The organism is Rhizobium sp. YTU87027, assembly GCF_050644135.1.
Lineage (GTDB): Bacteria > Pseudomonadota > Alphaproteobacteria > Rhizobiales > Rhizobiaceae > Rhizobium.
The window spans coordinates 3,185,784-3,210,003 of the sequence record NZ_CP098440.1 but is presented as its reverse complement, the minus strand read 5'-3'; the positions used below and the strand labels follow the sequence as shown (position 1 = coordinate 3,210,003).

The 24,220-nt window shown below is 59.5% G+C and carries 24 protein-coding genes and 1 tRNA gene; 19 read left to right on the top strand and 6 right to left on the bottom strand.

Annotation, left to right across the window (positions count from 1 at the left end):
• Positions 1 to 223: 223 nt before the first annotated feature.
• The 7 genes from NBG89_RS15930 (at position 224) to NBG89_RS15900 (ending at position 7,239) form a co-directional block, all read left to right on the top strand.
• Complete coding sequence (locus NBG89_RS15930) at positions 224 to 1,129, top strand: dihydrodipicolinate synthase family protein (protein WP_431320736.1); 906 nt, start codon at positions 224 to 226, stop codon at positions 1,127 to 1,129.
• Positions 1,130 to 1,140: 11 nt separating this feature from the next.
• Positions 1,141 to 2,328 (top strand): sialidase family protein, encoded by a 1,188-nt coding sequence (locus tag NBG89_RS15925; RefSeq protein WP_431320735.1) that lies wholly within the window; start codon positions 1,141 to 1,143, stop codon positions 2,326 to 2,328.
• A 351-nt stretch (positions 2,329 to 2,679) separates the two neighbouring features.
• Positions 2,680 to 3,813 carry an iron-containing alcohol dehydrogenase gene (locus NBG89_RS15920; RefSeq protein WP_431320734.1) on the top strand — a complete coding sequence of 378 codons (1,134 nt, stop codon included), beginning with the start codon at positions 2,680 to 2,682 and terminating at the stop codon, positions 3,811 to 3,813.
• 32 nt (positions 3,814 to 3,845) lie between these two features.
• Entirely contained in the window at positions 3,846 to 4,835 is a 990-nt protein-coding gene (pdxA, locus tag NBG89_RS15915; protein WP_431322712.1) for a 4-hydroxythreonine-4-phosphate dehydrogenase PdxA, read from the top strand.
• Positions 4,836 to 4,912: 77 nt separating this feature from the next.
• A complete protein-coding gene (locus tag NBG89_RS15910) occupies positions 4,913 to 5,878 on the top strand; it encodes a hydroxyacid dehydrogenase (protein ID WP_431320733.1) in 966 nt (321 codons plus the stop codon).
• A 34-nt stretch (positions 5,879 to 5,912) separates the two neighbouring features.
• Positions 5,913 to 6,962, top strand: coding sequence for an Ldh family oxidoreductase (locus NBG89_RS15905; protein ID WP_431320732.1), 1,050 nt, complete (start codon positions 5,913 to 5,915; stop codon positions 6,960 to 6,962).
• Positions 6,963 to 7,077: 115 nt separating this feature from the next.
• Entirely contained in the window at positions 7,078 to 7,239 is a 162-nt protein-coding gene (locus NBG89_RS15900) for a hypothetical protein (protein WP_431320731.1), read from the top strand.
• A gap of 157 nt (positions 7,240 to 7,396) precedes the next feature.
• Here NBG89_RS15900 and NBG89_RS15895 read toward each other — a convergent pair.
• Positions 7,397 to 7,471: transfer RNA gene (locus NBG89_RS15895), tRNA-Gly, on the bottom strand.
• 253 nt (positions 7,472 to 7,724) lie between these two features.
• Here NBG89_RS15895 and NBG89_RS15890 point away from each other — a divergent pair.
• From NBG89_RS15890 to NBG89_RS15875, 4 genes are all read left to right on the top strand, one after another.
• A complete protein-coding gene (locus NBG89_RS15890; protein WP_431320730.1) occupies positions 7,725 to 8,234 on the top strand; it encodes a prolyl-tRNA synthetase associated domain-containing protein in 510 nt (169 codons plus the stop codon).
• Positions 8,235 to 8,287: 53 nt separating this feature from the next.
• Positions 8,288 to 9,253: a thioredoxin gene (gene trxA / locus NBG89_RS15885; RefSeq protein WP_431320729.1), complete on the top strand. Its 966-nt coding sequence runs from the start codon at positions 8,288 to 8,290 to the stop codon at positions 9,251 to 9,253.
• Between the two features lie 112 nt (positions 9,254 to 9,365).
• A complete protein-coding gene (locus NBG89_RS15880; RefSeq protein WP_431320728.1) occupies positions 9,366 to 10,034 on the top strand; it encodes an LON peptidase substrate-binding domain-containing protein in 669 nt (222 codons plus the stop codon).
• Between the two features lie 9 nt (positions 10,035 to 10,043).
• Complete coding sequence (locus tag NBG89_RS15875; RefSeq protein WP_007528286.1) at positions 10,044 to 10,232, top strand: Trm112 family protein; 189 nt, start codon at positions 10,044 to 10,046, stop codon at positions 10,230 to 10,232.
• 17 nt (positions 10,233 to 10,249) lie between these two features.
• Here the strand turns inward: NBG89_RS15875 and NBG89_RS15870 are convergent, their stop codons facing one another.
• Positions 10,250 to 11,464, bottom strand: a complete 1,215-nt coding sequence (locus NBG89_RS15870) for a ubiquinone biosynthesis hydroxylase (RefSeq protein WP_431320727.1) — start codon at positions 11,462 to 11,464, stop codon at positions 10,250 to 10,252.
• An 86-nt stretch (positions 11,465 to 11,550) separates the two neighbouring features.
• On the opposite strand from NBG89_RS15870, the gene tesB reads away from it, so the two are divergent.
• The 6 genes from tesB (at position 11,551) to NBG89_RS15840 (ending at position 19,095) form a co-directional block, all read left to right on the top strand.
• Complete coding sequence (tesB, locus tag NBG89_RS15865) at positions 11,551 to 12,435, top strand: acyl-CoA thioesterase II (protein ID WP_088693021.1); 885 nt, start codon at positions 11,551 to 11,553, stop codon at positions 12,433 to 12,435.
• A gap of 211 nt (positions 12,436 to 12,646) precedes the next feature.
• A complete protein-coding gene (locus tag NBG89_RS15860) occupies positions 12,647 to 12,997 on the top strand; it encodes a P-II family nitrogen regulator (RefSeq protein ID WP_019280527.1) in 351 nt (116 codons plus the stop codon).
• 27 nt (positions 12,998 to 13,024) lie between these two features.
• Complete coding sequence (locus NBG89_RS15855) at positions 13,025 to 14,458, top strand: ammonium transporter (protein WP_431320726.1); 1,434 nt, start codon at positions 13,025 to 13,027, stop codon at positions 14,456 to 14,458.
• 241 nt (positions 14,459 to 14,699) lie between these two features.
• Positions 14,700 to 17,360 carry a DNA translocase FtsK 4TM domain-containing protein gene (locus NBG89_RS15850; RefSeq protein WP_431320725.1) on the top strand — a complete coding sequence of 887 codons (2,661 nt, stop codon included), beginning with the start codon at positions 14,700 to 14,702 and terminating at the stop codon, positions 17,358 to 17,360.
• 137 nt (positions 17,361 to 17,497) lie between these two features.
• On the top strand, positions 17,498 to 18,169 hold the full coding sequence (locus NBG89_RS15845; protein WP_431320724.1) for an outer membrane lipoprotein carrier protein LolA: 672 nt from the start codon (positions 17,498 to 17,500) through the stop codon (positions 18,167 to 18,169).
• Positions 18,170 to 18,291: 122 nt separating this feature from the next.
• Positions 18,292 to 19,095 carry an exodeoxyribonuclease III gene (locus tag NBG89_RS15840; RefSeq protein WP_431320723.1) on the top strand — a complete coding sequence of 268 codons (804 nt, stop codon included), beginning with the start codon at positions 18,292 to 18,294 and terminating at the stop codon, positions 19,093 to 19,095.
• Positions 19,096 to 19,099: 4 nt separating this feature from the next.
• Here the strand turns inward: NBG89_RS15840 and NBG89_RS15835 are convergent, their stop codons facing one another.
• Positions 19,100 to 19,555, bottom strand: a complete 456-nt coding sequence (locus tag NBG89_RS15835; protein WP_431320722.1) for a cyclic nucleotide-binding domain-containing protein — start codon at positions 19,553 to 19,555, stop codon at positions 19,100 to 19,102.
• Position 19,556: 1 nt separating this feature from the next.
• Positions 19,557 to 20,240 carry a response regulator transcription factor gene (locus NBG89_RS15830; RefSeq protein ID WP_007528266.1) on the bottom strand — a complete coding sequence of 228 codons (684 nt, stop codon included), beginning with the start codon at positions 20,238 to 20,240 and terminating at the stop codon, positions 19,557 to 19,559.
• 144 nt (positions 20,241 to 20,384) lie between these two features.
• On the opposite strand from NBG89_RS15830, the gene NBG89_RS15825 reads away from it, so the two are divergent.
• Together NBG89_RS15825 and NBG89_RS15820 are read left to right on the top strand one after the other, a co-directional pair.
• A complete protein-coding gene (locus NBG89_RS15825; protein ID WP_431320721.1) occupies positions 20,385 to 20,933 on the top strand; it encodes a L,D-transpeptidase family protein in 549 nt (182 codons plus the stop codon).
• A 140-nt stretch (positions 20,934 to 21,073) separates the two neighbouring features.
• Positions 21,074 to 21,904 (top strand): aldo/keto reductase, encoded by an 831-nt coding sequence (locus NBG89_RS15820; protein WP_431320720.1) that lies wholly within the window; start codon positions 21,074 to 21,076, stop codon positions 21,902 to 21,904.
• A 53-nt stretch (positions 21,905 to 21,957) separates the two neighbouring features.
• On the opposite strand, the gene NBG89_RS15815 is transcribed toward NBG89_RS15820, so the two are convergent.
• Together NBG89_RS15815 and leuC are read right to left on the bottom strand one after the other, a co-directional pair.
• Positions 21,958 to 22,497 carry a SixA phosphatase family protein gene (locus NBG89_RS15815; protein WP_431320719.1) on the bottom strand — a complete coding sequence of 180 codons (540 nt, stop codon included), beginning with the start codon at positions 22,495 to 22,497 and terminating at the stop codon, positions 21,958 to 21,960.
• A gap of 109 nt (positions 22,498 to 22,606) precedes the next feature.
• Complete coding sequence (leuC, locus tag NBG89_RS15810) at positions 22,607 to 24,016, bottom strand: 3-isopropylmalate dehydratase large subunit (RefSeq protein ID WP_088693013.1); 1,410 nt, start codon at positions 24,014 to 24,016, stop codon at positions 22,607 to 22,609.
• Between the last annotated feature and the right edge of the window lie 204 nt (positions 24,017 to 24,220).

The following is a 24,220-nucleotide window of genomic DNA, read 5'->3' as shown; positions in this document are numbered from 1 at the left end:
CGCGATAATGTAAATATGTCAACACAAATTAATCTATGTCGCCCATGTCAAAAGGAACGAAATATTTTCTGTAATTTTTTCAATATGTTAAAAAATCGCAACTGAAGCTATCTGTATTGTCATATTGACAACACGGCTTCAGAGGATGAAGAAAACGCCATCTTGCGGGCTGGATTTCCAGCCGTTGCCGCCTTTTTCGCGGCGTTCATCCGAGGAGGACGATATGAGCAATCACAAGATTACAGGCGTATTTAGCGCGGCCGCGACGCCACTCAATGCGGATGGCAGCCCGGATCTGGGCCTTTTCACCGAGCACTGCCAGCGACTGTTGCAGGAGGGGTGCCACGGCGTCGCCCTGCTTGGCACGACGGGCGAGGCAAATTCCTTCTCCTCCAGCGAGCGCCGGGCAATTCTCGAGGCGGCGCTCAAGGCAGGGGTGCCGGCCGACAGGTTGCTCCCCGGGACGGGTGTCGTTGCCATTCCTGAAACCGTCAAGTTGACCAAGCACGCCCTTTCGCTCGGGGTGACAAAGGTCGTGATGCTGCCGCCCTTCTACTACAAGGGTGTCTCCGATGACGGATTGTTTGCTGCTTACTCGCAGGTTCTGGAAAAGATCGCCGACGCCAGGCTGCAGGTCATCCTCTATCACATCCCGCAGGTCTCGGGCGTTCCGCTTTCGATTCCGTTGATAGGCAGGTTGATAGAGGCGTTCCCCGACACGGTCGTTGGAATCAAGGAATCTGCTGGCGATTTCAATAACATGCAGGCGATCGTCGCGGCCTATCCGGGCTTCTCCGTGCTGGCGGGCGCCGATCCGCTGCTGTTGCCGCTGCTGAAGGCTGGAGGTGCGGGCTGCATCACGGCAACCTCCAATCTCGTCGCGGATTCGCTGCGCACCGTATACGACAAGGTGCATGACGAGACGCAGGCCGGCGCAGTCGAGGCCGCTCAGGCCCGCATCAACGCCTATAGAACGCTTTCCAATTCCTACGTGCAGATCCCGACCATCAAGGCCATGGTCAGCCTGAAGACCGGCAACGCTGCTTGGAAGCGCACGCGTGCGCCGCTAATGCCGATCAGCGATGCCGACCATGCCGCGCTTTCCGAAGCCTACGCCAAGCTGCCGTAGGGAGAGCGACCATGAGCTCCACAGCTTTGCCACCCCAGGCCGTTCCGGCGCTGATGACCGGGGAGATCGTCGCGAACGCGAACCAAAAGGGGCGGGGAGACGCCTATCTGCCCTCTCCTTGCATCCAGAACCATGCCGCCAACCTCGCCTTTCTGCCTGACGGGACGCTCACCTGCGTTTGGTTCGGTGGCACGATGGAGGGTATGGGCGACATTTCCATTTACATGTCACGGCTTGCCCCGGATGCCAGTGTTTGGTCGCAGCCGGAGAAAATGTCCGACGACCCGACGAAATCCGAACAGAATCCCCTGATTTTCACGGCCCCGGATCGAAAAATCTGGCTGCTTTACACCTCGCAAACCTCGGGAAATCAGGATGGTTCTGTTGTCAAATGTCGGATCTCCGAGGACGGTGGCAAGACTTTCGGAGAGGTTCGCGTTCTCTGCGACATCCCAGGCACCTTCGTTCGCCAGCCGATCATCGTCAACAAAACCGGCTTCTGGCTCCTGCCGGTCTTTCGTTGCATCGGATTGCCCGGTGAACGCTGGACTGGTGACGTGGATACGGCAGGCGTGCTGATCTCGAGCGACCAAGGCGAGAGCTGGGCCATGACCGAGGTCCCGGATAGCATTGGGGCGGTCCACATGAACATCGTGCCGACAGACGACGACAGCCTTGTCGCCTTCTATCGCAATCGGTTCGCCGAATCGGTTTTGTCCAGCCGCTCGAGTGACGGGGGCGGGCATTGGAGTGCGCCGCAGCCGATCGACCTTCCGAACAACAACTCGTCTATCCAGGCGACAAGGCTTAAAAACGATGTGATCGCAATGGTTTACAACCATTCCAATGCGTCGATGTCGGATTCCCGGCGCCAGTCGCTTTACGATGAGATCGAGGGCGACGAGGAGATCAAGGTGGCGCCGACGGTGGCGATCGAGCGCCGCAAGGCAGTCTGGGGCGTTCCCCGCGCGCCACTCAGCCTCGCCTTCTCCAGCGACGGCGGCACAAGCTTTCCACGTCGTATCGACCTCGATACCGGCGATGGATATTGCCTTAGCAACAACTCGAAAGACTCGGTGAACCGCGAGTTTTCCTACCCTTCGATTGTCCAGGGCTCCGATGGCACCGTGCACATCGCCTATACCTACTATCGCCGAGCCATAAAATACGTCCGGCTTTCGGCAGACGCGATTGCCTGACACCTTCACAGGTTGTCACCTGTGAACCTCAATCGATCTGACGCCGCTTCTTCAGAACATGAAGCGCGTCGGATTATGTGTCTGTTTTGACAACTTTCGTGTGGTTCTTCCAACGATTCAGTGCGGTCTCGTCTTGGCGCTGTCAAGCAGCAGCCCGCATATGTTTTTGTAGTTATTTCAGTTTGTTAACTGATGCGTGAGCGTTTCTTTTGTGCGCGGTGATTAGCGAAAACGCAATTTATTTCGGTGCTTGCGAATGTGGCCGCTTGCCAAATACAGGATCATTGTATAACAAATTTACATCTTGTGCGACCGAGGTGTCGCCAGCAATCGCAGGGGAGGACTGGTCCAGTGGTTAGCTTGGATTCGCCTATCACAATCGTTCGACCGCATCTGATCGAGTTCGGCGTCGGTACGGCGGAGCGGCTCGGCAAGTGGGCGAACGACAGCGGCTATCACCGGATTCTCGTTATTTCCGATGCCTTCAATGCGACGCGTGTCGATGCGCTTGCCCTCAAGGGCGAGGTCACGGTCTTTGCCGATGTGACGCCCGAGCCTGACATTACCAATCTCGACAAGGTGCTGGCGGCGGCGAATGCGGCAGATGCCCAGCTTGTTGTCGGCTTCGGCGGCGGGAGCGCGATGGATCTTGCCAAGCTCGCGGCAGTGCTGGCCGGCTCATCGCAAACGCTTCATGAAGTTGTCGGCCCGAACAAGGTCCAGGGGCCGCGCCGCGTTGCTCTTGCGCAAGTGCCGACCACATCAGGCACGGGAAGCGAAGCCGGCATCAGGGCTCTGGTCACCGACCCGAAGACGAAGGCCAAGCTCGCGGTCGAGAGCATGCACATGCTAGCCGATATCGCGGTTGTCGATCCGGCGCTGACCTTTAGCGTGCCAGCGCGCACGACCGCGGCAACCGGGGTCGATGCCATGGCGCACTGTGTCGAGGCGTTCACCAATCGCAAGGCGCATCCGATGATCGACCTTTATGCGATCGAGGGTACGCGGTTGGTCGGAAAGTATCTTGCCCGTGCGGTCAAGGACGGATCCGACGCCGAAGCGCGTGCGGGCCTCTCACTTGCTTCGCTGTATGGCGGCTTCTGTCTTGGGCCGGTCAACACAGCCGGCGGTCACGCGCTCGCCTATCCGCTCGGGACGCGCTGGCACGTGGCGCATGGCGCGGCAAACGCCCTGATCTTTCCGCATGTCCTCGCATTCAACACCCCGGCCGTGCCCGAAAAGACCCGTGCCGTCATGGACGCGCTTGGCCGTAGGACCTCCGACGAGATCGCGTCTGTGTTCGATGCCGCCTACTCGTTCTGCGCCGAACTTGGGATTGAGATGAAGCTCTCAGGCCTCGGTGTGCCGGAAAGCGATCTGGATGCGATGGCCGAGGATGCCTTTGCCATCCGTCGCTTGCTCGACAATAATCCGCGCGACCTGTCGCGGGCCGATATCCGCTCGATCTACGAAGCCGCCTTTTAAAGCGCGTTTCCATTCAAAGAGGACCGTGAGTGATGGACAGAAATGCGAAAGTCGCCGTGACGCTCGGCGATCCGGCGGGCGTCGGCCCCGAGGTGATCGTCAAGGCGCTCGCCACGATGCCGGAGCAGGAGCGGCGCGATTTCGTCATCGTCGGCAATACGGAGGCGCTCGAGCGCGCCAATCGCACGGCTGCGACCGAACTTTCCTTCGCACCGGCCGACGCAGCGGGCGCCGGCAAGATTGCTGTTGACGAAGTGGACCTCGGCGCACCGCTGCCCGAGATCGGCAAGGTCAGCCCGGTCGCAGGCGATGCTTCGGTTCGCTACATCAGCCGCGCGGTCGACCTTGCGATGTCAGGCGACGCCGATGTGATCGTCACGGCACCCATCAACAAGGAAGCAATGAATCTTGCCGGCCATCATTATGATGGTCACACCGGCCTGTTGGCGCACCTGACGGGCTCCAAGAGCTCGTTCATGCTGCTCGCCTCCGAGCGCCTGAACACCATACATGTCTCCACCCATATCTCGCTGAAGGGCGCGATCGAGCGCGCGAAAACGGAGCGCGTGCTGGCAACGATCGAGGCAGGTCACAATCACTTCATGCGCCTTGGCAAGAAGGCGCGTATCGCGGTTGCCGGCCTTAACCCGCATTGCGGCGAGAACGGCTTGTTCGGCACCGAGGATACCGAGTTTCTCGCGCCGGCTGTCGAACTGGCGCAGGCGAAGGGGATCTATGTCGTTGGTCCGATCTCGGCGGATACCGTGTTTGCCCGTGCCTATAACGGCGCCTTTGATCTGGTCATCGCCCAATATCACGATCAGGGCCATATCCCGATCAAGCTCATTGCCTTCGACACGGCTGTTAACGTTTCGCTCGGCTTGCCGATCGATCGCGTGTCGGTCGATCACGGCACGGCCTTTGATATTGCCGGCACGGGCAAGGCCAATCACGTGAACATGCTTTCGGCCATCGCCTATGCACGGCTGATGGCGCGGTTTCCACGCCGACGCGCGGCTTAACGCTTCTGGTGCTTGCTGTATTGCCAGCGGCGCAGCGTTGCGCCGCCTGCCGATTTGCTCGTTGGAGGAGATGAGCGATGGAAAGGACTGTTGTCATTCTCGGTGGCGAACTCGCCCCGGAAGGTCGTTCGCTTCTGGAAGAGGCCGGAGCAAACGTCATTGCCACGCCGCCTTATATCGACCGGCAAGCCGTTATCGAGGTAATGAAGCTCCGCCGACCGGATGCCGTCATCGTGAGATTGCTTGCTGATCTTCTTGGCCCGGAGGAAATGCAGGCGGGCGGAAAACTCCGGCACATCGCCAAGCACGGCGTCGGAACGAACGACATCGATGTGAAGGCTGCCGCAGCGCTCGGCATTCCGGTATCAATGACCACGGGCAGCAACGGGCACTCCGTCGCCGAACATACGCTTGCGCTGATCATGGCGCTGGTCAAGGATCTGCCGCGCCAGGATGCACTGATCCGGGACGGCATCTGGGACAAGAACCAGTACAAGGGGCGCGAACTGCGCGACCAGCGGCTTGGCCTCGTCGGCTTCGGCTTCATCGGCCAGACGCTCGCCCGGATGGCCGGCGCCATCGGCATGATCGTCTCGGCCTTCGATCCGCACACGCCGGACAGCGTCTTTGGCGATGACGTCAGCCGCGAAACCGATCTCGATACGCTTCTTGCGAACTCCGATATCGTCAGTCTGCACTGTCCGTTGACACCTGAAACGCAAAACCTGATCGACGCCGGCCGTATCGGCCTGATGAAGCAGGGCGCGTTCCTGATCAACACGGCGCGCGGCGAAGTCGTTGATGAGAAGGCGTTGATTGCTGCCCTTGAACAGGGCCACCTCGCCGGAGCGGGTCTCGACAGTTTCGCCGTTGAGCCGCCGGGCATCGACAATCCCCTGTTCCAGCTCTCGAACACGCTTGTGACGCCGCATGTCGCTGGTGTCACACTTGATGCAAAACGCGCCGTCTCGATCATGTCGGCCGAGAACGTGCTGACGGCGCTTGACGGTGGGACGCTTCACCCGCGCTTTCTGGCGCGCTGAGGCGGCCTAGTGCCGGCAACTGATGGAGAAAGCCATGGGCGAGACATCTGACCTCCGCTACACGTCGGATAGGCTGCGCCAATTTGCACAGGCGCTGTTTGTTGCTGCCGGGCTCGAGGAAGAGAAAGCGGCCGCCGTTGCCCATTATCTCCTTGAAGCCGATCTGATGGGACACACGACGCATGGTCTGGCATTGGCCGGCTGGTATCTCCAAAGTATCGCCGACGGCGTGATGAAGAGTGAAGGCGTGCCTGAGGTGGTGTCCGACCGCGGGCCGGCCATTGCATGGCAGGGACGGCGCCTTCCAGGTGCTTGGCTGACATCGGAGGCCGTGAAGCTTGCCTGCGAGCGCGCGGCGACTTACGGCACAGCGACGATCGCGATTGCGGACAGCCATCATATCGGTTGCCTTGCCGCCTATCTCACCATCGCCACCGATCGCGGCTATATGGTCAGCATCGCAAGCTCCAGCCCATCGGGGGCGCAGGTCGCTCCTTTCGGGGGACGAAAGGGTGTCTACACGCCGAACCCCGTCGCCCATGGCATTCCGACGCCTGGCGATCCGATCCTGATCGACATCAGCGCCTCGATCACGACGGTCAATATGGCGCAGCGTCTAGTTCGCGAGGGCCGGCAATATGAACGTGAGTGGCTGATGGATGAAAACGGCGAGCCCAGCCGCGATCCACGGGTAATCGAACGCGGCGGCACGCTCATGCCGGTCGGAGGGCTCGATCACGGCCAGAAGGGTTACGGCATGGCACTTCATGTCGAAGCCTTTACACAAGGCCTTGCCGGCCTTGGACGCGTCGATGGGCTGAAGGGCACGAATGCCGCTGTCACCGTTCAGGTTTTCGATCCTGACGCCTTTGGCGGTCGCGACGCTTTTCTGCGGCAGACCGGCTGGCTCGCCGATGCGTGTCGCAGCAATCCGCCGCGACCCGGTGTTGTCCGCGTTCGGCTGCCCGGGGAAAACGGCCTGGCGCGCAAACGCTCTGCCCTGGCAGATGGGGTCGCCCTGCACTCCAACATCATGGCATCACTCGCGTCCCATGCCGAGCGGCTCGGCGTCGCAATGCCCTAGCTTCGGGACCACCAGTCATCCGGAACAAAAGCACGTGGAGAGTTCGATCGAGCCGTTTCGATCACCGCTCACAGCGGCTAAGTGTTTACAAAGCGTAAACAGTGTGAGGGATGAGATGAGAAGCTTTGCAGCAGGCCTGACTGCGGCTCATTTGGAGCAGATGCTGGCACCCTACATCGCCGACCGGCAGGTAGAAGCGGACCGAGACAATGGCGAGCGCGGAGCGGCTCCGACCAAGAAAGGCGCGGAGAATACCTGGACGTCGCCTCGCAATTAAATCCGCCGACCATTTTTCGAGGTCGAGAACCGACGTTTTGGCGCTACCGAATGTCAGTTTTTGTTACCCGCGATCTAGCGCGGCATTTCCAAAGTCCCGGAAATACAGGTGACAATCAGGCCAATGCCTGAACAAATATCACCTATGAAGAGAGATTTGGAGCGGGCGAAGGGATTTGAACCCTCGACCCCAACCTTGGCAAGGTTGTGCTCTACCCCTGAGCTACACCCGCTCAATCCGCACCGGTCCGGGGTAGTTGTGAGGACCGTGGGCGCCACCTTGCGGCGACGGGCGCTATATCGCCCAAACGATTTTCAAATGCAACAGGGAAATGACGGAAATTCGAAGAAAAATTTCCAGGCCTTGTTCGAAGACATCGGAAGTGCCGCAAATGCAGGGCAAAGCGTCGACGACGAGCGTTGCAAAAGATAGTAGCGGGACGTAATCAGGCATCCATCCACTCCACCGACCGCATGGATTTTCCGATGACCGACGCGACGCCGAAGACCAGAGACAACCTTTTTGCCTTTCTTGATGGCCTGGATATCAAGCACAGCACCAAAAACCATGCGCCTGTCTTTACGGTTGCCGAATCGGTCGCGCTGCGTGACGAGATTCCCGGAGGCCACACGAAAAACCTCTTCGTCAAAGATAAAAAGGATCAGTTCTTCCTGCTGACGGTGGAGGAGAATGCTGCCGTGGATCTGAAGACCGTGCACACCCTGATTGGCGCAGCCAGCAAGGTCTCATTCGGAAAGCCGGAAAAGCTGATGGAATATCTTGGCGTCACGCCCGGTTCGGTGACGGCTTTCGGGGCAATCAACGATACGGCCGGTAATGTGACCTTCGTCCTCGATGCAGATCTGATGAAAGACGAGATCATCAATTGTCATCCGCTATCCAATGATGCCACGACTTCGATTGCAAGCGGCGATCTCATTCGCTTTATGGAAGCGACGGGGCATAAGCCGCTTGTCTTGAAAGTGACGTCCTGACATACGATTTTAGCGCTAGAAAAGCCGGCTGACCGGCACGGCGGGAGATATCCATGAGCGGCAACGACAATCCTTACAGCAATTCCTTTGGTCAGATGACGGCAGCTGCCAATTACGGGGCGGCACCGGCTTCTGCTGCCAGCGGTTACATCAAGGATACGACGACTGCGACTTTCGCGAAGGATGTCATCGAGGAATCGCGCAACCAGCCAGTTCTCGTCGATTTCTGGGCGCCCTGGTGCGGTCCCTGCAAGCAACTGACTCCGGTGCTCGAAAAGGTCGTCAATGAAGCGCAAGGGCGCGTCAAGCTGGTCAAGATGAACATTGATGATCATCCCTCGATCGCCGGGCAGCTCGGTATCCAGTCGATTCCGGCCGTGATCGCCTTCGTCGGCGGTCGCCCCGCCGATGGTTTCATGGGCGCCGTGCCGGAGAGCCAGATCAACCAGTTCATCGATCGCATCGCCGGTCCGGCCGGCGCCGATCAGGCGGCTGAAATCGAAGGCGTCCTCAAGGAAGCGGACGAGCTGTTGGCAGCCGGCGATATCAACGGTGCTGCACAGCTTTACGGTGCAGTCATGCAGGCCGATCCGGAGAATGCGAAGGCATTGGCGGGAATGGCTGAATGCATGATCGCAGCAAACCAGCACGAGCGTGCGCGTGAGGCGCTGACGGAATTGCCGGAGGAAATGGCGAAAGATCCAGCGGTCCTGGCGGTTTCGAAGAAGCTCGATCAGATCGAGGAAGCGCGCAAGCTTGGTGATCCCGTCGCCCTGGAACATGATCTGGCGCGCAATCCCGACGATCACGAAGCCCGTCTGAAGCTTGCCAAGATCCGCAACGTCGAAGGCCGGCGCGAAGAATCAGCAGAGCACCTGCTTTACATCATGCGCAAGGACCGTGCTTTCGACGACGACGGCGCACGCCGGCAGTTGCTTCAATTCTTCGACGTTTGGGGCTTCAAGGATCCAGCGACGGTCTCGGCGCGGCGCAAGCTTTCCGCCATGCTGTTTTCGTGATTCGGATTTCAAGTTTCGACTGGCCGCCCTTGCGTTTTTGGAGGGAGGCCCCACATTCCCGTTTGTGTAGGCGCATCGTGTCGCGCCTGCCGGCAATGCAGGACCAGTCTCTATGCAAGTGGGGAATGCACGATATCTGAAGCCCGGCGATCTGCCTGATACGATCGCGGTCTTTCCGCTTGGCGGCGCTCTGCTGCTGCCGACAGGGCAGTTGCCCCTCAATATTTTCGAGCCGCGCTATCTCGCGATGTTCGATGCCGCTCTGTCCGGTAATCGGTTGATCGGCATGGTCCAGCCGGCGCTGGGCGACCAGGAAGGGCAGGGTGAGGCTCACCTGGCCCCCGTTGGCTGCCTCGGGCGCATTACCTCGTTCGCCGAGACGGGCGATGGTCGCTATATCGTCTCCCTCACAGGGATTTGCCGTTTCCGCCTGCTTGAGGAAAAGGAAACGCATCAACCCTTCCGAACCTTCCGGATCGCGCCCTTCATTGCCGATCTTTCCGCGCGCGATGAGGAGGATGCAGTCGATCGTGCGGCGCTTCTCGCTGCCTTCAAGGCCTATCTTGATGCAAACAAGCTCGAGGCTGATTGGGAGAGCGTCGAGCGCGCAAGCAACCTGACGCTCGTCAACTCGCTCGCGATGATGTCACCCTTCGGACCGGCCGAGAAGCAGGCGCTTCTCGAGGCGCCCGATCTGAAGACGCGGGCCGAAACGCTGATCGCGATCACCGAGATAGTGCTGGCGCGCGTCTTCGGTGACTCGGACACCGTTCTGCAGTAAAACCGGTTCATGGACGAAAAACTCAGCCGCGTTGATCCGAAGCTTCTGGAACTATTGGTATGCCCGTTGACCAAGGGGCGGCTTACTTACGACCGCGAGCACAATGAGCTCGTGTCGGAGAAGGCGCGCCTCGCCTATCCGATCCGTGATGGCATTCCGATCATGCTGGTCTCGGAGGCGCGCGAGCTGGACGACTGATTTAACCCTGAAAGGCTCTAGATCGTCTGTCCTGCCAGCAGGCGGGGATTGTCCCTAGCGGTCGTACCGGCAGCCTGGCCGATGAAGAACGATTTGAGGCCGGGTAGCCGATCGACGATACCCAGGCCGAAATCGCGGGCGATGCGCAGCGGCGCCAGGTCATTCGAGAAGAGCCGATTGAGCACATCAGTGGTGACGCCCATGCGGAAGGTATCGAAGCGGCGCCATGCCTGATAGCGCTCGAGAATATTGATCGAGCCGATATCGAGGCCAAGCCGATCAGCCTCTACGATGGTTTCGGCAAGGGCGGCAACATCCTTGAAGCCGAGGTTCAGGCCCTGTCCGGAAATCGGATGGATGCCGTGAGCCGCATCACCGGCGAGCGCCACGCGCGGGGCCACAAAAGCCCGCGCAAGCGTCAGCCCGAGTGGGAAGGCGCGCTTGTCGCCGACAGTCCTCAACGTGCCGAGCTTGTGACCAAAACGACGCTCCAGCTCTTCTTCAAAGATGAGGTCGTCGGATGCGACCAGGCGGTTCGCCTCCGGCGTCGGCTCCGTCCAGACGAGCGACGAGCGGTTCCCTTTCAGCGGCAGGATCGCAAAGGGTCCCGACGGAAGGAAATGCTCTTCCGCGCAGCCGTGATGCGGACGCTCGTGCTCGACCGTCGTGACAATCCCCGACTGACCGTAGTCCCAGGACACGGTCTTGATGCCTGCCAAGTCCCTTAGGTGCGAACGGACGCCGTCGCAGGCGACGACGAGCCGTGCTTCCATCACGCTGCCATCGGAGGCAGTGACTGTCGCATGCGTATCGGCGACGGAAAGGCCGGCCGCGCCAAAGCCGTGACGAATCTCGATGCCAAGACGCTCGCATGCTCCGCGCAGCGCCCGGACGAGCGTGACATTCGAAATCATATGCGCGAAAGGCCGTCCATCCTCCACTTCGCCATCGAAGGTCAGGAAAACCGGCCGTACGGGATCCGCTGTCTTCGAATCGGTGACGATCATCTTCGTGATCGGCTGCGCGTCCGGCTCGATCTCGTCCCAGATGCCGAAAACCTCAAGCATTCTGGTGGCGGCAGCGATAATGGCCGAGGCGCGCATGTCCTTCTGCCATACGCCGGCAGGCGCTGCTTCCACGACTGCGATATCGAGATGAGGCGCTGCCTGCTTGACCGCCACGGCAGCGGAGAGGCCGACATAACCCGCGCCTACAACCAGCATGTCCTGCATGGAGTTCCGTTCCGTTTCTTGTGAATATCGTATTGATCTATATAGATCATCGCTGCCGCACTTCCTACCGTCCGGAGCTATACAAAATGACGCGTGACACCGAAAAACCGACTGCGATGGAGACGCTGCTTTCCACGCTGGATCTTGAAGCGATCGAGGTCGACATCTTTCGTGGTCGCAGCCCTCAGGTTGGCTGGCAGCGTGTCTTCGGCGGTCAGGTTATCGCGCAAGCGTTGATGGCGGCACAGCGCACGGTGGAGCGTGACCGTATCGTGCATTCGCTGCATGCCTATTTCATGCGCCCGGGCGATCCCTCGGTGCCGATCGTCTATCAGGTGGAGCGGATTCGCGATGGGTCGAGTTTCAACACGCGTCGCGCCGTCGCCATCCAGCATGGAAAGGCGATATTCGCTCTGTCGGCCTCCTTTCAGATCGAGGAGCCCGGCTTCTATCATCAGATCACCATGCCGGATGTTCCCGCTCCTGAAAAGTTGCTCGACGAACAGCAGATCGCGGCGCAGTTTCTTGCCAACGCGCCAGCGCCGATTCGCAAATACTGGGAGCGCGAACGGCCGATCGAGATCCGGCCGATATCGCTCACGCACTATTTCTCGGACAAGAAGCTAGACCCGGTGCAGCATATCTGGGTGCGACCGACGGGACCGGTTCCCGACGATCGTTACTATCAGGCGGCCATTCTCGCCTATCTCTCGGACATGACGCTGCTCGATACCTCGCTCTATCCGCATGGAACGTCGATCTTTGACCAGACGATCCAGGTCGCCAGTCTCGATCACTCGATGTGGTTTCATCGGCCCTCAAAACTCAACGATTGGCTTCTTTACACACAGGATAGCCCGTCGGCTTCCGGTGCAAGGGGGCTGACACGCGGTAGCCTATTTACGAGGGAAGGCGTCCTGATTGCGTCGGTGGCCCAGGAGGGCCTGATTCGTAAAACGGCAAATGAGTAAATTGTAGGCATATTTATTCATTCGTGTATTTTTTGAGCGATTATTAGGCAATCATTTGCCTGTTTATTAACGCAAATTTATATAATACTTATTTTTCAAATAGTTAGCTTATCCCATCGAATCTGGCACGCCCTTTGAATGTATATCCTCGGTCGCTGTTCGGGAACGTCAGCGGCAAGGAGAGTCGGCTCCGTGCCGAGGATAACGAAGGATGGGAAACCAGATGAAAATTGTGATGGCCATTATCAAGCCGTTCAAGCTGGATGAGGTGCGCGAAGCCCTCACGGCGATCGGCATTCAGGGCCTGACCGTGACCGAAGTGAAGGGCTACGGGCGCCAGAAGGGGCATACTGAGATTTATCGCGGCACCGAATATGCGGTCAGCTTCCTGCCGAAGCTCAAGATCGAAATCGCGGTTGCTTCCGAACTCGTCGACAAGGCCGTCGAGGCCATCGCGTCATCCGCCAAGACCGGCCAGATCGGCGATGGCAAGATCTTCGTCTATTCGATCGACCATGCCGTGCGCATCCGCACCGGCGAAACCGACACAGAAGCGCTGTAAGGCGGCAGAGCAAGGGAGCCTCTTTCAATGTCAATTTCGAAGTTTTCTTCCAATTTTGCGCGGCTTGGCGCTGCCGCCGCTGCGCTGCTGGCGCCGGTCGCTGCCTTTGCGCAGGACGCTGCCACGACGGCTGCGCCTGCTGCTGCCGCTGCTGCTCCTGCGATGACCATGGACAAGGGCGACAACACCTGGATGCTCGTGTCCTCGGCACTCGTTCTTCTCATGACCGTTCCGGGCCTCGCACTTTTCTACGGTGGTCTTGTCCGCACCAAGAACATGCTGTCGGTCCTCATGCAGGTTCTGACCATTGCAGCTGTAGTTGCCCTGATCTGGATCGTCTACGGCTACTCCCTGGCCTTCACAAATGGCGGCAGCCTCAACAACTACGTCGGCGGCTTGTCGAAGATGTTCCTCAACGGCGTGACGACTTCGTCGCTTGCCGAGACCTTCTCCAAGGGCGTAGCCATTCCGGAACTCACCTTCGTGATATTCCAGATGACTTTCGCCTGCATCACGCCCGGCCTGATCGTCGGCGCGGTCGCAGAGCGCATCAAGTTCTCGGCAATGATCCTGTTTGCGGTCCTGTGGGTCACTTTCGTTTACTTTCCAATCGCCCACATGGTCTGGTTCTGGGGTGGTCCTAGCGCCTACACTGATCCGTCCGGCTTGATCTTCGGCTTCGGCGCGATTGATTTTGCAGGCGGCACGGTTGTCCATATCAATGCCGGCATTGCCGGCCTGGTCGGCGCGATCATGCTCGGCAAGCGCATCGGCTACAAGAAGGAGATCATGGCGCCACATTCGATGACGTTGACCATGGTCGGTGCGTCGCTGCTGTGGGTGGGCTGGTTCGGGTTCAACGCCGGCTCCAACCTTGAAGCCAACGCATATGCGTCGCTCGCCTTCATCAACACCTTCGTCGCCACTGCTGCTGCAGCTGTCTCCTGGTGCATCGTTGAAGCACTGGCACGCGGCAAGGCTTCGATGCTCGGTGCGGCATCGGGTGTCGTTGCCGGCCTCGTTGCGGTTACGCCGGCTGCGGGCTTTGCGGGCCCGGTCGGCTCGATCGTCCTTGGCCTTCTCGTCTCGCCGCTGTGCTACTTCTTCGTCGGCGTGGTCAAGAACAAGTTCGATTACGACGACAGCCTCGACGTCTTCGGCGTCCACTGCATCGGCGGCATCTTCGGCGCGCTGATGACTGGCGTCCTGGTCAACCCGGCCCTCGGCGGTGCCGGCATCGTCGACTACTCGACCGCGGACTTCGCCGCGACCTATGCCGGCACCGCGACCCAGGTGTTCAACCAGCTCAAGGGCGTTCTCGTCACGCTGCTCTGGTCCGGCATCGGTTCCGCGATCCTCTACAAGATCGTCGATGTCGTCATTGGCCTGCGCGTTACCGTCGAAGCAGAGCGCGAAGGTCTCGACCTTTCGACCCACGGCGAAGCCGCTTACCACTCGTGATCATGGCATCGCGGCGCTTGCATAAGCAGGCGCCGCTGAACAGCCCGTCGCGGCCTATTCGTTCGAATAGTCCGCTCTTGGCCCGGACCTCCATAGGTTCGGGCCTTTTTATTTTCCGGTGCAAGACGTGGGGGCGGCATGGTTAATACCGCTTTAACCGTCCTCTGATTAGGTGGGGCGAAGGTACTGGGTGCAGACGCTCGGCGATTCGCACGCTCTCACGCATTGAACGGGTACACACATGGCAAGAAGCACATCGCCAGCAATGGATGGCCGGCCGGACCGTTTTTCCCTTTCGGGTTTCATGTTCCGGCAGGCGCAGACCCTTGTTGGCTTCGCGATTTTTCTGCTGCTCGCATTGGCAGTCGCAGCGCTCGCGACGTGGAACGTTGCGGATCCGAGCTATTCCTATGCGACCGGGAACGAACCGACCAATGTTCTGGGCTATGGCGGGGCCGCGTTCGCCGACATCGCGATGCAGTTTTTCGGCCTTGCCAGTGTCGTGGCACTCCTGCCTGTTGTGGCGTGGGCTCTGGCCTTGATCTCAGGTCGTCGCATCAGCCGCATCCCGGCGCGCGCTGCCGCGTGGGGGGTGGGTTCTGTGCTTTCCTCCGCCGTTATCGGCTGCTTCCCGCCGCCGCTCACCTGGCCGATCCCCAACGGCATCGGTGGCGTTGTCGGCGATATGATCTTGCGGTTTCCTGCGCTCTTTGTTGGCGCTTATCCGACCGGGGCCTTTGCGACCGCGGTGGGCTGCGTGTTTGCCATCCCGACAGTCTGGATGATGCTGTTTGCTGCTGGTCTCGTCGGCCGTAGCGAGGACGATGAAGACGAGGCCGAGGAGGAATATGCAAATACGCGTTCGAAGCTGCGCTCGGTTGGCGATGAAGACGAGGATGACGATGAAGGCGGCTGGCTTGCCTTCGGTGCGCTGACGCATGCCTGGTACATGAGCCAGGCTCGGATGCGGCGCTTGCTCGGCATGGGTCCCCGCAAACGACGGCAGGACGATTTCGAGTCACCTTACGATTTCAACGACGACGAGTTTGGCAAGCTGAACGAACCGGTGCGCGCAAAGGCGCCGGTCGCGCGCGGAGAGCGCATGGAGCCATCGATGGACCCGCGCGCTGCCTCGCAGCGCCGTGTTGTATCTGCGCCATCCATTTCGCTCAACGATGACGAGGATGACGACAATCTGCCGTTTGACGACATGCCGCCGCGTCCGGCCGATATCCTGCCCGATGACGATGACTGGATGATGCGTGCGCCAGCCAAACCGGCCGGCCGTGCCGAGCCGCGCGTCGTGCAGCCTGCCGCCCGGCCGAAGCCCGGCGCGCGCATCGAACGCGAGCAACAGGGCTCCTTCATTCGTCCGGAGGGCTTCCAGCTTCCCTCGATGCACTTGCTGGCGGAACCGAAGAATGTTGTTCGTGATTCGACGCTTTCAGCTGATGCGCTGGAACAGAATGCACGTATGCTCGAGGGCGTGCTTGAGGATTTCGGCGTCAAGGGAGAGATTATCCACGTTCGGCCGGGTCCCGTCGTCACGCTTTATGAATTGGAGCCCGCTCCGGGCATCAAGTCGTCTCGCGTCATCGGCCTTGCCGACGACATTGCCCGTTCGATGAGCGCGATCGCTGCCCGCGTTGCCGTCGTGCCGGGTCGCAACGCGATCGGCATCGAACTGCCGAACTCCACACGCGAAACGGTCTATCTTCGCGAACTCATCGCCTCGCGTGACTTCGAAGGTTCGAAGGCAAAGCTTGCCATGGCGCTCGGCAAGACGATTGGCGGTGAGGCGGTGATCGCGGATCTGGCGAAGATGCCGCACTTGCTGGTCGCCGGTACGACGGGGTCCGGTAAGTCGGTCGCCATCAATACCATGATTCTGTCTCTGCTTTACCGCATGACGCCAGAGCAATGCCGTCTGATCATGATCGATCCGAAGATGCTTGAATTGTCGGTCTATGACGGTATTCCGCACCTTCTCTCGCCTGTCGTCACCGATCCCAAGAAGGCCGTCGTTGCGCTCAAGTGGACCGTCCGTGAGATGGAAGAGCGCTACAAGAAGATGTCGAAGATCGGCGTCCGCAACATCGACGGCTTCAATAGTCGCGTCGAGCAGGCGCTCGCCAAGGGTGAGGTGATCTCGCGTACCGTGCAAACGGGCTTCGACCGCCATACCGGCGAGGCGATGTACGAGACGGAAGAATTTGATCTGCAGCCTATGCCTTACATCGTCGTCATCATCGACGAGATGGCTGACCTCATGATGGTCGCCGGCAAGGACATTGAAGGCGCCGTGCAGCGCCTGGCGCAGATGGCGCGCGCCGCCGGCATCCACGTCATCATGGCTACGCAGCGCCCGTCCGTCGACGTCATCACCGGCACGATCAAGGCAAACTTCCCGACGCGTATTTCCTTCCAGGTCACATCGAAGATCGACAGTCGCACCATCCTTGGAGAACAAGGCGCCGAACAACTGCTCGGCATGGGCGATATGCTCTATATGGCTGGCGGCGGGCGCATTCAGCGTGTCCATGGCCCGTTCGTTGCCGATATGGAAGTGGAAGAGATCGTTTCCTATCTGAAAACACAAGGCGCGCCGCAATATCTCGACGCGATCACGGCCGATGATGACGAAGATGGCGACTACGGCGGCGGTCCGGCCGGGACGTCCAATCTTTCAGATTCCGACGATCCGTACGATCAGGCCGTCGCGATCGTTCTGCGTGACGGAAAGGCATCGACGTCGTATATTCAGCGTAGACTTGGCATTGGGTACAACCGCGCCGCATCACTGATCGAGCGGATGGAGCAGGAAGGCATCATCGGTCCCGCCAACCATGCTGGAAAACGCGAGATCCTGGTTCCGACTGACGGTGATATTCTCGACCGCTGAAATGTCAGCAGCAATTGATGACGCCGGCGTTCACGGAAACCTGATCGCACTGAAACCGTTAGTTTATGCAGGTCTGCGAACCACGCCATGAAGGCGCCGCGTTTCCGCAGCATTCAAATTGCATAAAGGAGACATAGATGAACAACTCCGACTCCATCCTGGACCGCATCTCGCTGACCCGGCGCCATCTCTTGGGTACGCTGGCCGTCGCTGCGGCATCTTCGGTCCCGATTGCTGCCTATGCGCAGGCGGCATCCGCAGCTTCAAGCACGGCCACTGCGCAGGCGATCGCTGATCACTTCTCGAGTGTCGCCACCATGCAGGGCGAATTCGTTCAATTCGGCCCGCGTGGCGAGCAGACCGGCGGCAAGTTCTATATTCAGCGCCCCGGCAAGCTGCGCTTCAACTATGACAATCCGTCGCCGATCCGTGTCATTGCGGATGGTAAGAATGTCGCCGTCGGAAACATGAAGCTCAAGACCTGGGATCTTTACCCACTGTCGAAGACGCCGCTCAGCCTGCTGCTGGCACAGCATATCGATCTCTCGGCCGGATCAGTCAAAAGCGTGAAGCAGGAATCCGACCTGACGACGATCGCGCTCGGCAACAACACCGTCTTTGGCAACTCGACGATTACGATGATGTTTGATCCGAAGACCTATGATCTCCGCCAGTGGACGATTACCGACAATCAGGGCAAGGACACGTCCGTGATGGTCTTCAACGTCAAGACCGGCGTCCAGTTCGACGACAAGGTGTTTAAGGTCCCCTACGAGGTGATCCCGGGAACGGCCGCTTACCGAGATTGATTTCAGCTGCTTTGCAAGAACAACGCCCTGCGATCCGCGGGGCGTTTTTCTTTTGCGGCATCCGTTCCATCGGCACAGCCTTTGCTCTAAAGCCAGTTCGTCCGGTTTTGAAAGGCAATCGAATGGGCTTCTCGGTTACGACTTGGAATATCAACTCTCTGCGGCTTCGCATGCCGATCGTCGAGCAATTCGTCCTCAAGCATAAGCCTGACATCCTTTGCCTCCAGGAAACGAAGGTTCCGAACGACCTGTTTCCTGCCTCGCCGCTGCGCGCGATGGGCTACGAACACATTATCATCCATGGCCAGAAGGGCTATCACGGCGTTGCCATCGCATCGCGCTTTCCGTTGGTCGAGGACCACCGCCAGGACTACTGCAACGTCGGCGACGCGCGCCATATCTCGGCCGTCTTCGAACGTGGTGGCCGGCGTATTCGCCTGCATAACTTCTACGTACCTGCCGGCGGAGACGAACCGGATCGGACGATCAATCCGAAGTTCGGGCACAAGCTCGATTTCATCGACGAGATGAAGCAGCTCAAGGCAAATGGCGAAGCAAACACCTCGGCAATCCTCGTCGGCGACCTCAACATTGCGCCACTTGAGCATGATGTCTGGTCACACAAGCAGCTGCTCAAGATCGTCAGCCACACGCCTATAGAGACGGATGGTCTTCTCGAAGTGATGCAGCGCGGCGCCTGGCTTGACCTGATGCGGCAGCACGTTTCGGAAAACGAAAAGCTCTACACATGGTGGAGCTATCGCGCCAAGGACTGGGAAGCGGCTGATCGCGGCCGCCGCCTTGACCATATCTGGAGCTCAAAGGACCTTGGACCGCACTTGCAGCGCATCGACATTCTGAAGGAAGCGCGCGGCTGGGAACGGCCGTCCGACCACGTGCCGGTCACGGCGCACTTCAATCTCTAACCCGTCAGACGAAGCGGTGAAGTTGGGCCGAGGCCCTGGCTGCTAGCTCGGCAATGTTGTCGCGGATGCGGCTCTCGATCAGTCGAGCTGCATCCGGATATTCCTCGATCAGCCGATGGAAGAGCGAACGGGTGATGCGGATGATGCTCGTGTCTTCTGTCGCAACGGCCGTGAACTTGCGCTCGACGAGTGTGATCAGCGCAAGTTCGGATAGAAGCGTGCCAGGTCCGGCTGTATTCTGGACTTCTGGCTCGCCATCGCGGCCGATCCGGCTGAGCTCCACGCCGCCACTAAGAATGACGTAGGCGCTTTCAGCCGGCGAGCCTTCCCGAAAGAGCATCTGACCGGCGGAAATGACGCGTCGATCTGCACCGAAGGCGATCAGCCTTAATTGATCCTCCGACATATCGTGGAACAGCGGCAACTGCGACAGCAGTCGGATGTCGTCGTTCAGCGCCATCTTACGGGATAATCTTGTAGCCGCCGTTTTCCGTTACCAGAATTTCGGCGTTGGAGGGATCGCGTTCGATCTTCTGGCGCAGACGATAGACATGGGTTTCGAGCGTATGCGTCGTCACGCCGGAATTGTAACCCCATACCTCTTCCAGCAGCACGTCACGAGTGACGACCTTCTGCTCGGCGCGGTAGAGATAGCGAATGATTGCCGCTTCCTTCTCGGTCAGGCGGATCTTCTGGCCGCTGTCCATCGTCAGGAGCTTTTGGCTCGGCTTGAAAACATAGGGGCCGACATTGAAGGTGGCGTCCTCGCTCTGCTCGTGCTGTCGCAGCTGCACGCGGATGCGCGCAAGCAGGACGGCAAAGCGGAAGGGCTTGGTGATGTAGTCGTTGGCGCCGGCCTCAAGGCCAAGGATCGTATCCGAATCCGTGTCATGGCCGGTCAGCATGATGATCGGGGCTTTCAAACCACCCTTGCGCAGCAGCTTCACAGCCTCGCGACCGTCCATGTCAGGCAGGCCAACGTCCATGATGAGCAGGTCGATCGGCGTTGATCGTGCGCGCTCGACACCCTTGGCCGCCGTCGTTTCCTGGAGCACCGTGAATTCGTCATAGAGCGAAAGCTGCTCCGTGAGTGTCTCGCGGAGGTCGTCGTCGTCATCCACCAAGAGAATGGTGCGTGCGGTCATGCGGCTCTATCCCTCGCCTGCGGTCTCTCCTCTCCTACGCCAATTTTTCAGCATTGGCAAAGATCGGGCGACCGAGCTGTTGTCGTATACGATGCTATATGATTTCAATCACAATCCTAGCAATCGCAAACACATGTGAGAAAAATGGAGAAAACAAGGCGTCCGAGACCGATAAAGTCGACGACCCTCCTCGTTCGGCCTGCGCCGGGCGAAAAAAGCCGGGCTTTGGTTCAGTTCGGCGCAATTAGGGTGCCTGCCGCGATCGGCCGGGCCGGTCGAACGGTCCGCAAGCGCGAGGGTGATGGCGCTACCCCAATCGCTCCGATGAAGCTGCTTTACGGCTTTCGCCGCGGTGAACGTCCGATGCGTCTCGAGACATCGCTTGCGATTCGTCGCATTCGTACGGATATGCTCTGGTGCGACCAGGCTGAGCATCCGAACTACAATAGACTCGTCAAAGCGCCTTTCCGGCCGAGTCACGAGGAAATGAAGCGCAAGGACGGGCTTTATGACGTCTGCCTCGTCATGGACTGGAACATCACCTCACGAGCCCGCAATCGCGGTTCGGCAATCTTCTTCCATCTGATCAAACCCGGCTACGAGCCGACCGCTGGATGTGTGGCGGTTCATCCGCGCGATATGCGGCGCCTTCTTCCCTTCCTGCGCAGGGGTACCATCGTGCGCGTTCTTTGATGCGCGGGGGTGATAAACCAGCCGAGCTGACCTATATGCCTTTTCGACCGGCGCAAGGGCTGAAATACGTGCAGGGAAATCCGCGAGGCTGCGGGTTCAATCACGCCCCGTCCAATTCTTCAAACTTCCGGAGATATATTGTGGCACAGCAACCCATCATCACTTTCCATGACGGACATTCCATTCCCCAGGTGGGCCTTGGCGTATGGCAAACGCCCCAGGAGATCGCAGCACCGACGGTGCGCGCGGCCATTGCCGCCGGCTATCGTCACATTGATACGGCTTCCGGTTACGACAACGAGGAAGGCGTCGGCGAGGGCATCCGCTCATCCGGTCTCGATCGCAAGGACATTTTCGTCACCACCAAGCTCCGCAACAGCGACCAGGGCTATGATGCGACCATGCGCGCCTTCGAGGGCAGCCTGAAGAAGCTCGGCACGGATTATGTCGACCTCTACCTCATCCACTGGCCATCGCCGCACCGCGGTCTGTATCGGGAAACCTGGAAGGCCTTCGTGAAGATCAGGCAAGAAGGCCGCGCGCGTTCCATCGGTGTTTCGAACTTCTATCCCGATCATCTGGAACAGATCATCGGCGACACGGGCGTCGTTCCTGTTATTAACCAGATCGAGTTGCATCCGGATTTCCAACAGAAAGCGGCGCAGGAAGCACATAAGACGCTGAACATCGTCACTGAATCCTGGAGCCCGCTCGGTCAGGGCAAGTTGATCGCCGATGCAACGATTGGCGAGATCGCCAAGAAGCACGGAAAGACGCCTGCGCAGGTCATCGTCCGCTGGCATATCGATAGTGGCCTCGTCGTCATACCGAAGTCGGTGACGCCATCGCGCATCGAGGAGAATTTCAAGGTCTTTGATTTCAAGCTGGATGCGGCCGACATGGCAGCGATTGCCAAGCTCGACGACAAGGGCGCCCGCATGGGACCGGATCCCTACACGGCCAACTTCTGATGTAGGCTTCGCTCTCCCTCCTCTCACGCGGGGGAGGGAGACGCGGCTTTGGTTCAGTCGAGCGAGCGCGGCGTGACGAATCGTTCCAGCGTGCCGCTTTTGGGTTTCAGCTGTTTCCAACGATCAGCATCGAACGCGATGACAGCAAGTGCGGCTGTCGGGAATTTCTGCCTGATGCCAGCACATGCCTCGGGATCGCCTGCGCCGATGAGCCCCTCTGCGAGATCCTGAAAGCCTGGATTGTGCCCTATCAGCATAAGCGTTCGAACCGCTGGATCGACCGCTTGTACGACGGCAGCGATTTTCGCCGCGGAGGCTTCGTACAAGTCTTCCGTATCCAGCTTTTCGATCGAAGATGGGAGCTTTTTGGCGACGAGTTTCCACGTCTCCTGTGTGCGGCGAGCGGATGACACCAGCACAAGATCAGGAATAAGCTTTTGGCGCGCGAGATAGCGGCCCATCATCGGTGCTGCCTTTTCTCCGCGACCTGCAAGCGGACGGTCGTGGTCGGCAACGTCTGCCGGCCATGCGGATTTGGCGTGACGAAGAAGGAGAAGGCGTCGTTTGGCGGGCGGCTTCGCTGCGGCGTTCATGTTGCTCTCCAGAGAGCTAGGGTTCGAACGCGGCTATTGTCTCACCGAATGCGTCCGGTGTCTGCTGAGATAGCCTCCCCCTCGTTTCCGAGAGGGAGGCTTTCGTGCATTAGTTCCACTCGCGAATATCGACGAAGTGGCCGGCAATCGCGGCCGCGGCAGCCATGGCCGGAGAGACCAGGTGCGTGCGGCCCTTGAAGCCTTGGCGGCCTTCGAAATTCCGGTTCGATGTCGAGGCGCAGCGTTCACCTGGCTTCAAGCGGTCGTCGTTCATGGCGAGGCACATGGAGCAGCCCGGCTCGCGCCAGTCAAAGCCGGCTGCCTTGAAGATCTTGTCGAGGCCTTCCTGCTCTGCCTGCTCCTTCACGAGGCCGGAGCCCGGAACGATCATGGCGTTGACGGTCGAGGCAACGGTCTTGCCTTCGACGACCTTGGCAACGGCGCGCAGGTCTTCGATGCGGCCGTTGGTGCAGGAGCCGATGAAGACGCGGTCGATGTTGATCTCGGTGATTGGGGTGCCGGGCTTCAGGCCCATGTAATCGAGTGCACGCCACTTGGAAGCGCGCTTCGTCTCTTCCTGTATTTCGTCCGGATTCGGAACGACTCCCTGAACGGAAATGACGTCTTCCGGCGAGGAGCCCCAAGACACGATCGGCGGCAGTTCGGCGGCGTTGAGCTTCACGACACGGTCGAAATGCGCACCCTCGTCCGACTTCAGGGTCTTCCAGTAAGCGATCGCCTGTTCCAGCGCCTCGCCCTTCGGCGCACGCGGCTTGCCCTTGATGTATTCGAAGGTGATCTCGTCTGGCGCGATCAGGCCTGCGCGGGCACCGCCTTCGATCGACATGTTGCAGATCGTCATGCGGCCTTCCATCGACAGCGCGCGAATAGCTTCGCCGGCATATTCGATGACGTAGCCGGTGCCGCCGGCGGTGCCGATTTCGCCGATGATGGCGAGAACGATATCCTTGGCGGTGACGCCAGCCGGCAGCTGGCCATCGACCTGCACCAGCATGTTCTTCGCCTTCTTCTGGATCAGCGTCTGGGTCGCGAGCACGTGCTCGACCTCAGAGGTACCGATGCCATGCGCGAGCGAGCCGAAGGCGCCGTGTGTCGAAGTGTGGCTGTCGCCGCAGACGATGGTCATGCCAGGCAGGGTAAAGCCCTGCTCCGGTCCGATGATGTGGACGATGCCCTGGCGCTTGTCGTTCTCGGAATAATACTCGACACCGAATTCGGCGGCGTTGATGGCGAGCTGCTCGACCTGGATCCGGCTTTCCTCATTCTTGATGCCGAGATGACGATCGGGCGAAGTCGGGACGTTGTGATCGACGACGGCGAGGGTCTTTTCAGGCGCGCGCACCTTGCGGCCGGTCATGCGCAGGCCTTCGAAGGCCTGCGGCGAGGTGACTTCATGGACCAGGTGGCGGTCGATGTAGAGAAGACAGGTGCCGTCGTCCTGCTGATCGACCAGATGGTCGTCCCAGATCTTGTCGTAAAGGGTACGCGGTGCGCTCATGGCGTTAGGTCCGTTCTTGGATGCGTATGGAGAAATGGAGTTGGTGGCGGTGAGGCCCGCCGGGCCGTCATTCGATCAACGAAGTCGGCTGTTGAGTGCACCGGAAACGGCCGCAAAGAAGCGTGCCGGCAGGCGGTAATGATCCTGCAGCACGAAAATATGCGCCCCAATGCAACTGAACTTGGATTCCATGGGCTGTCACAT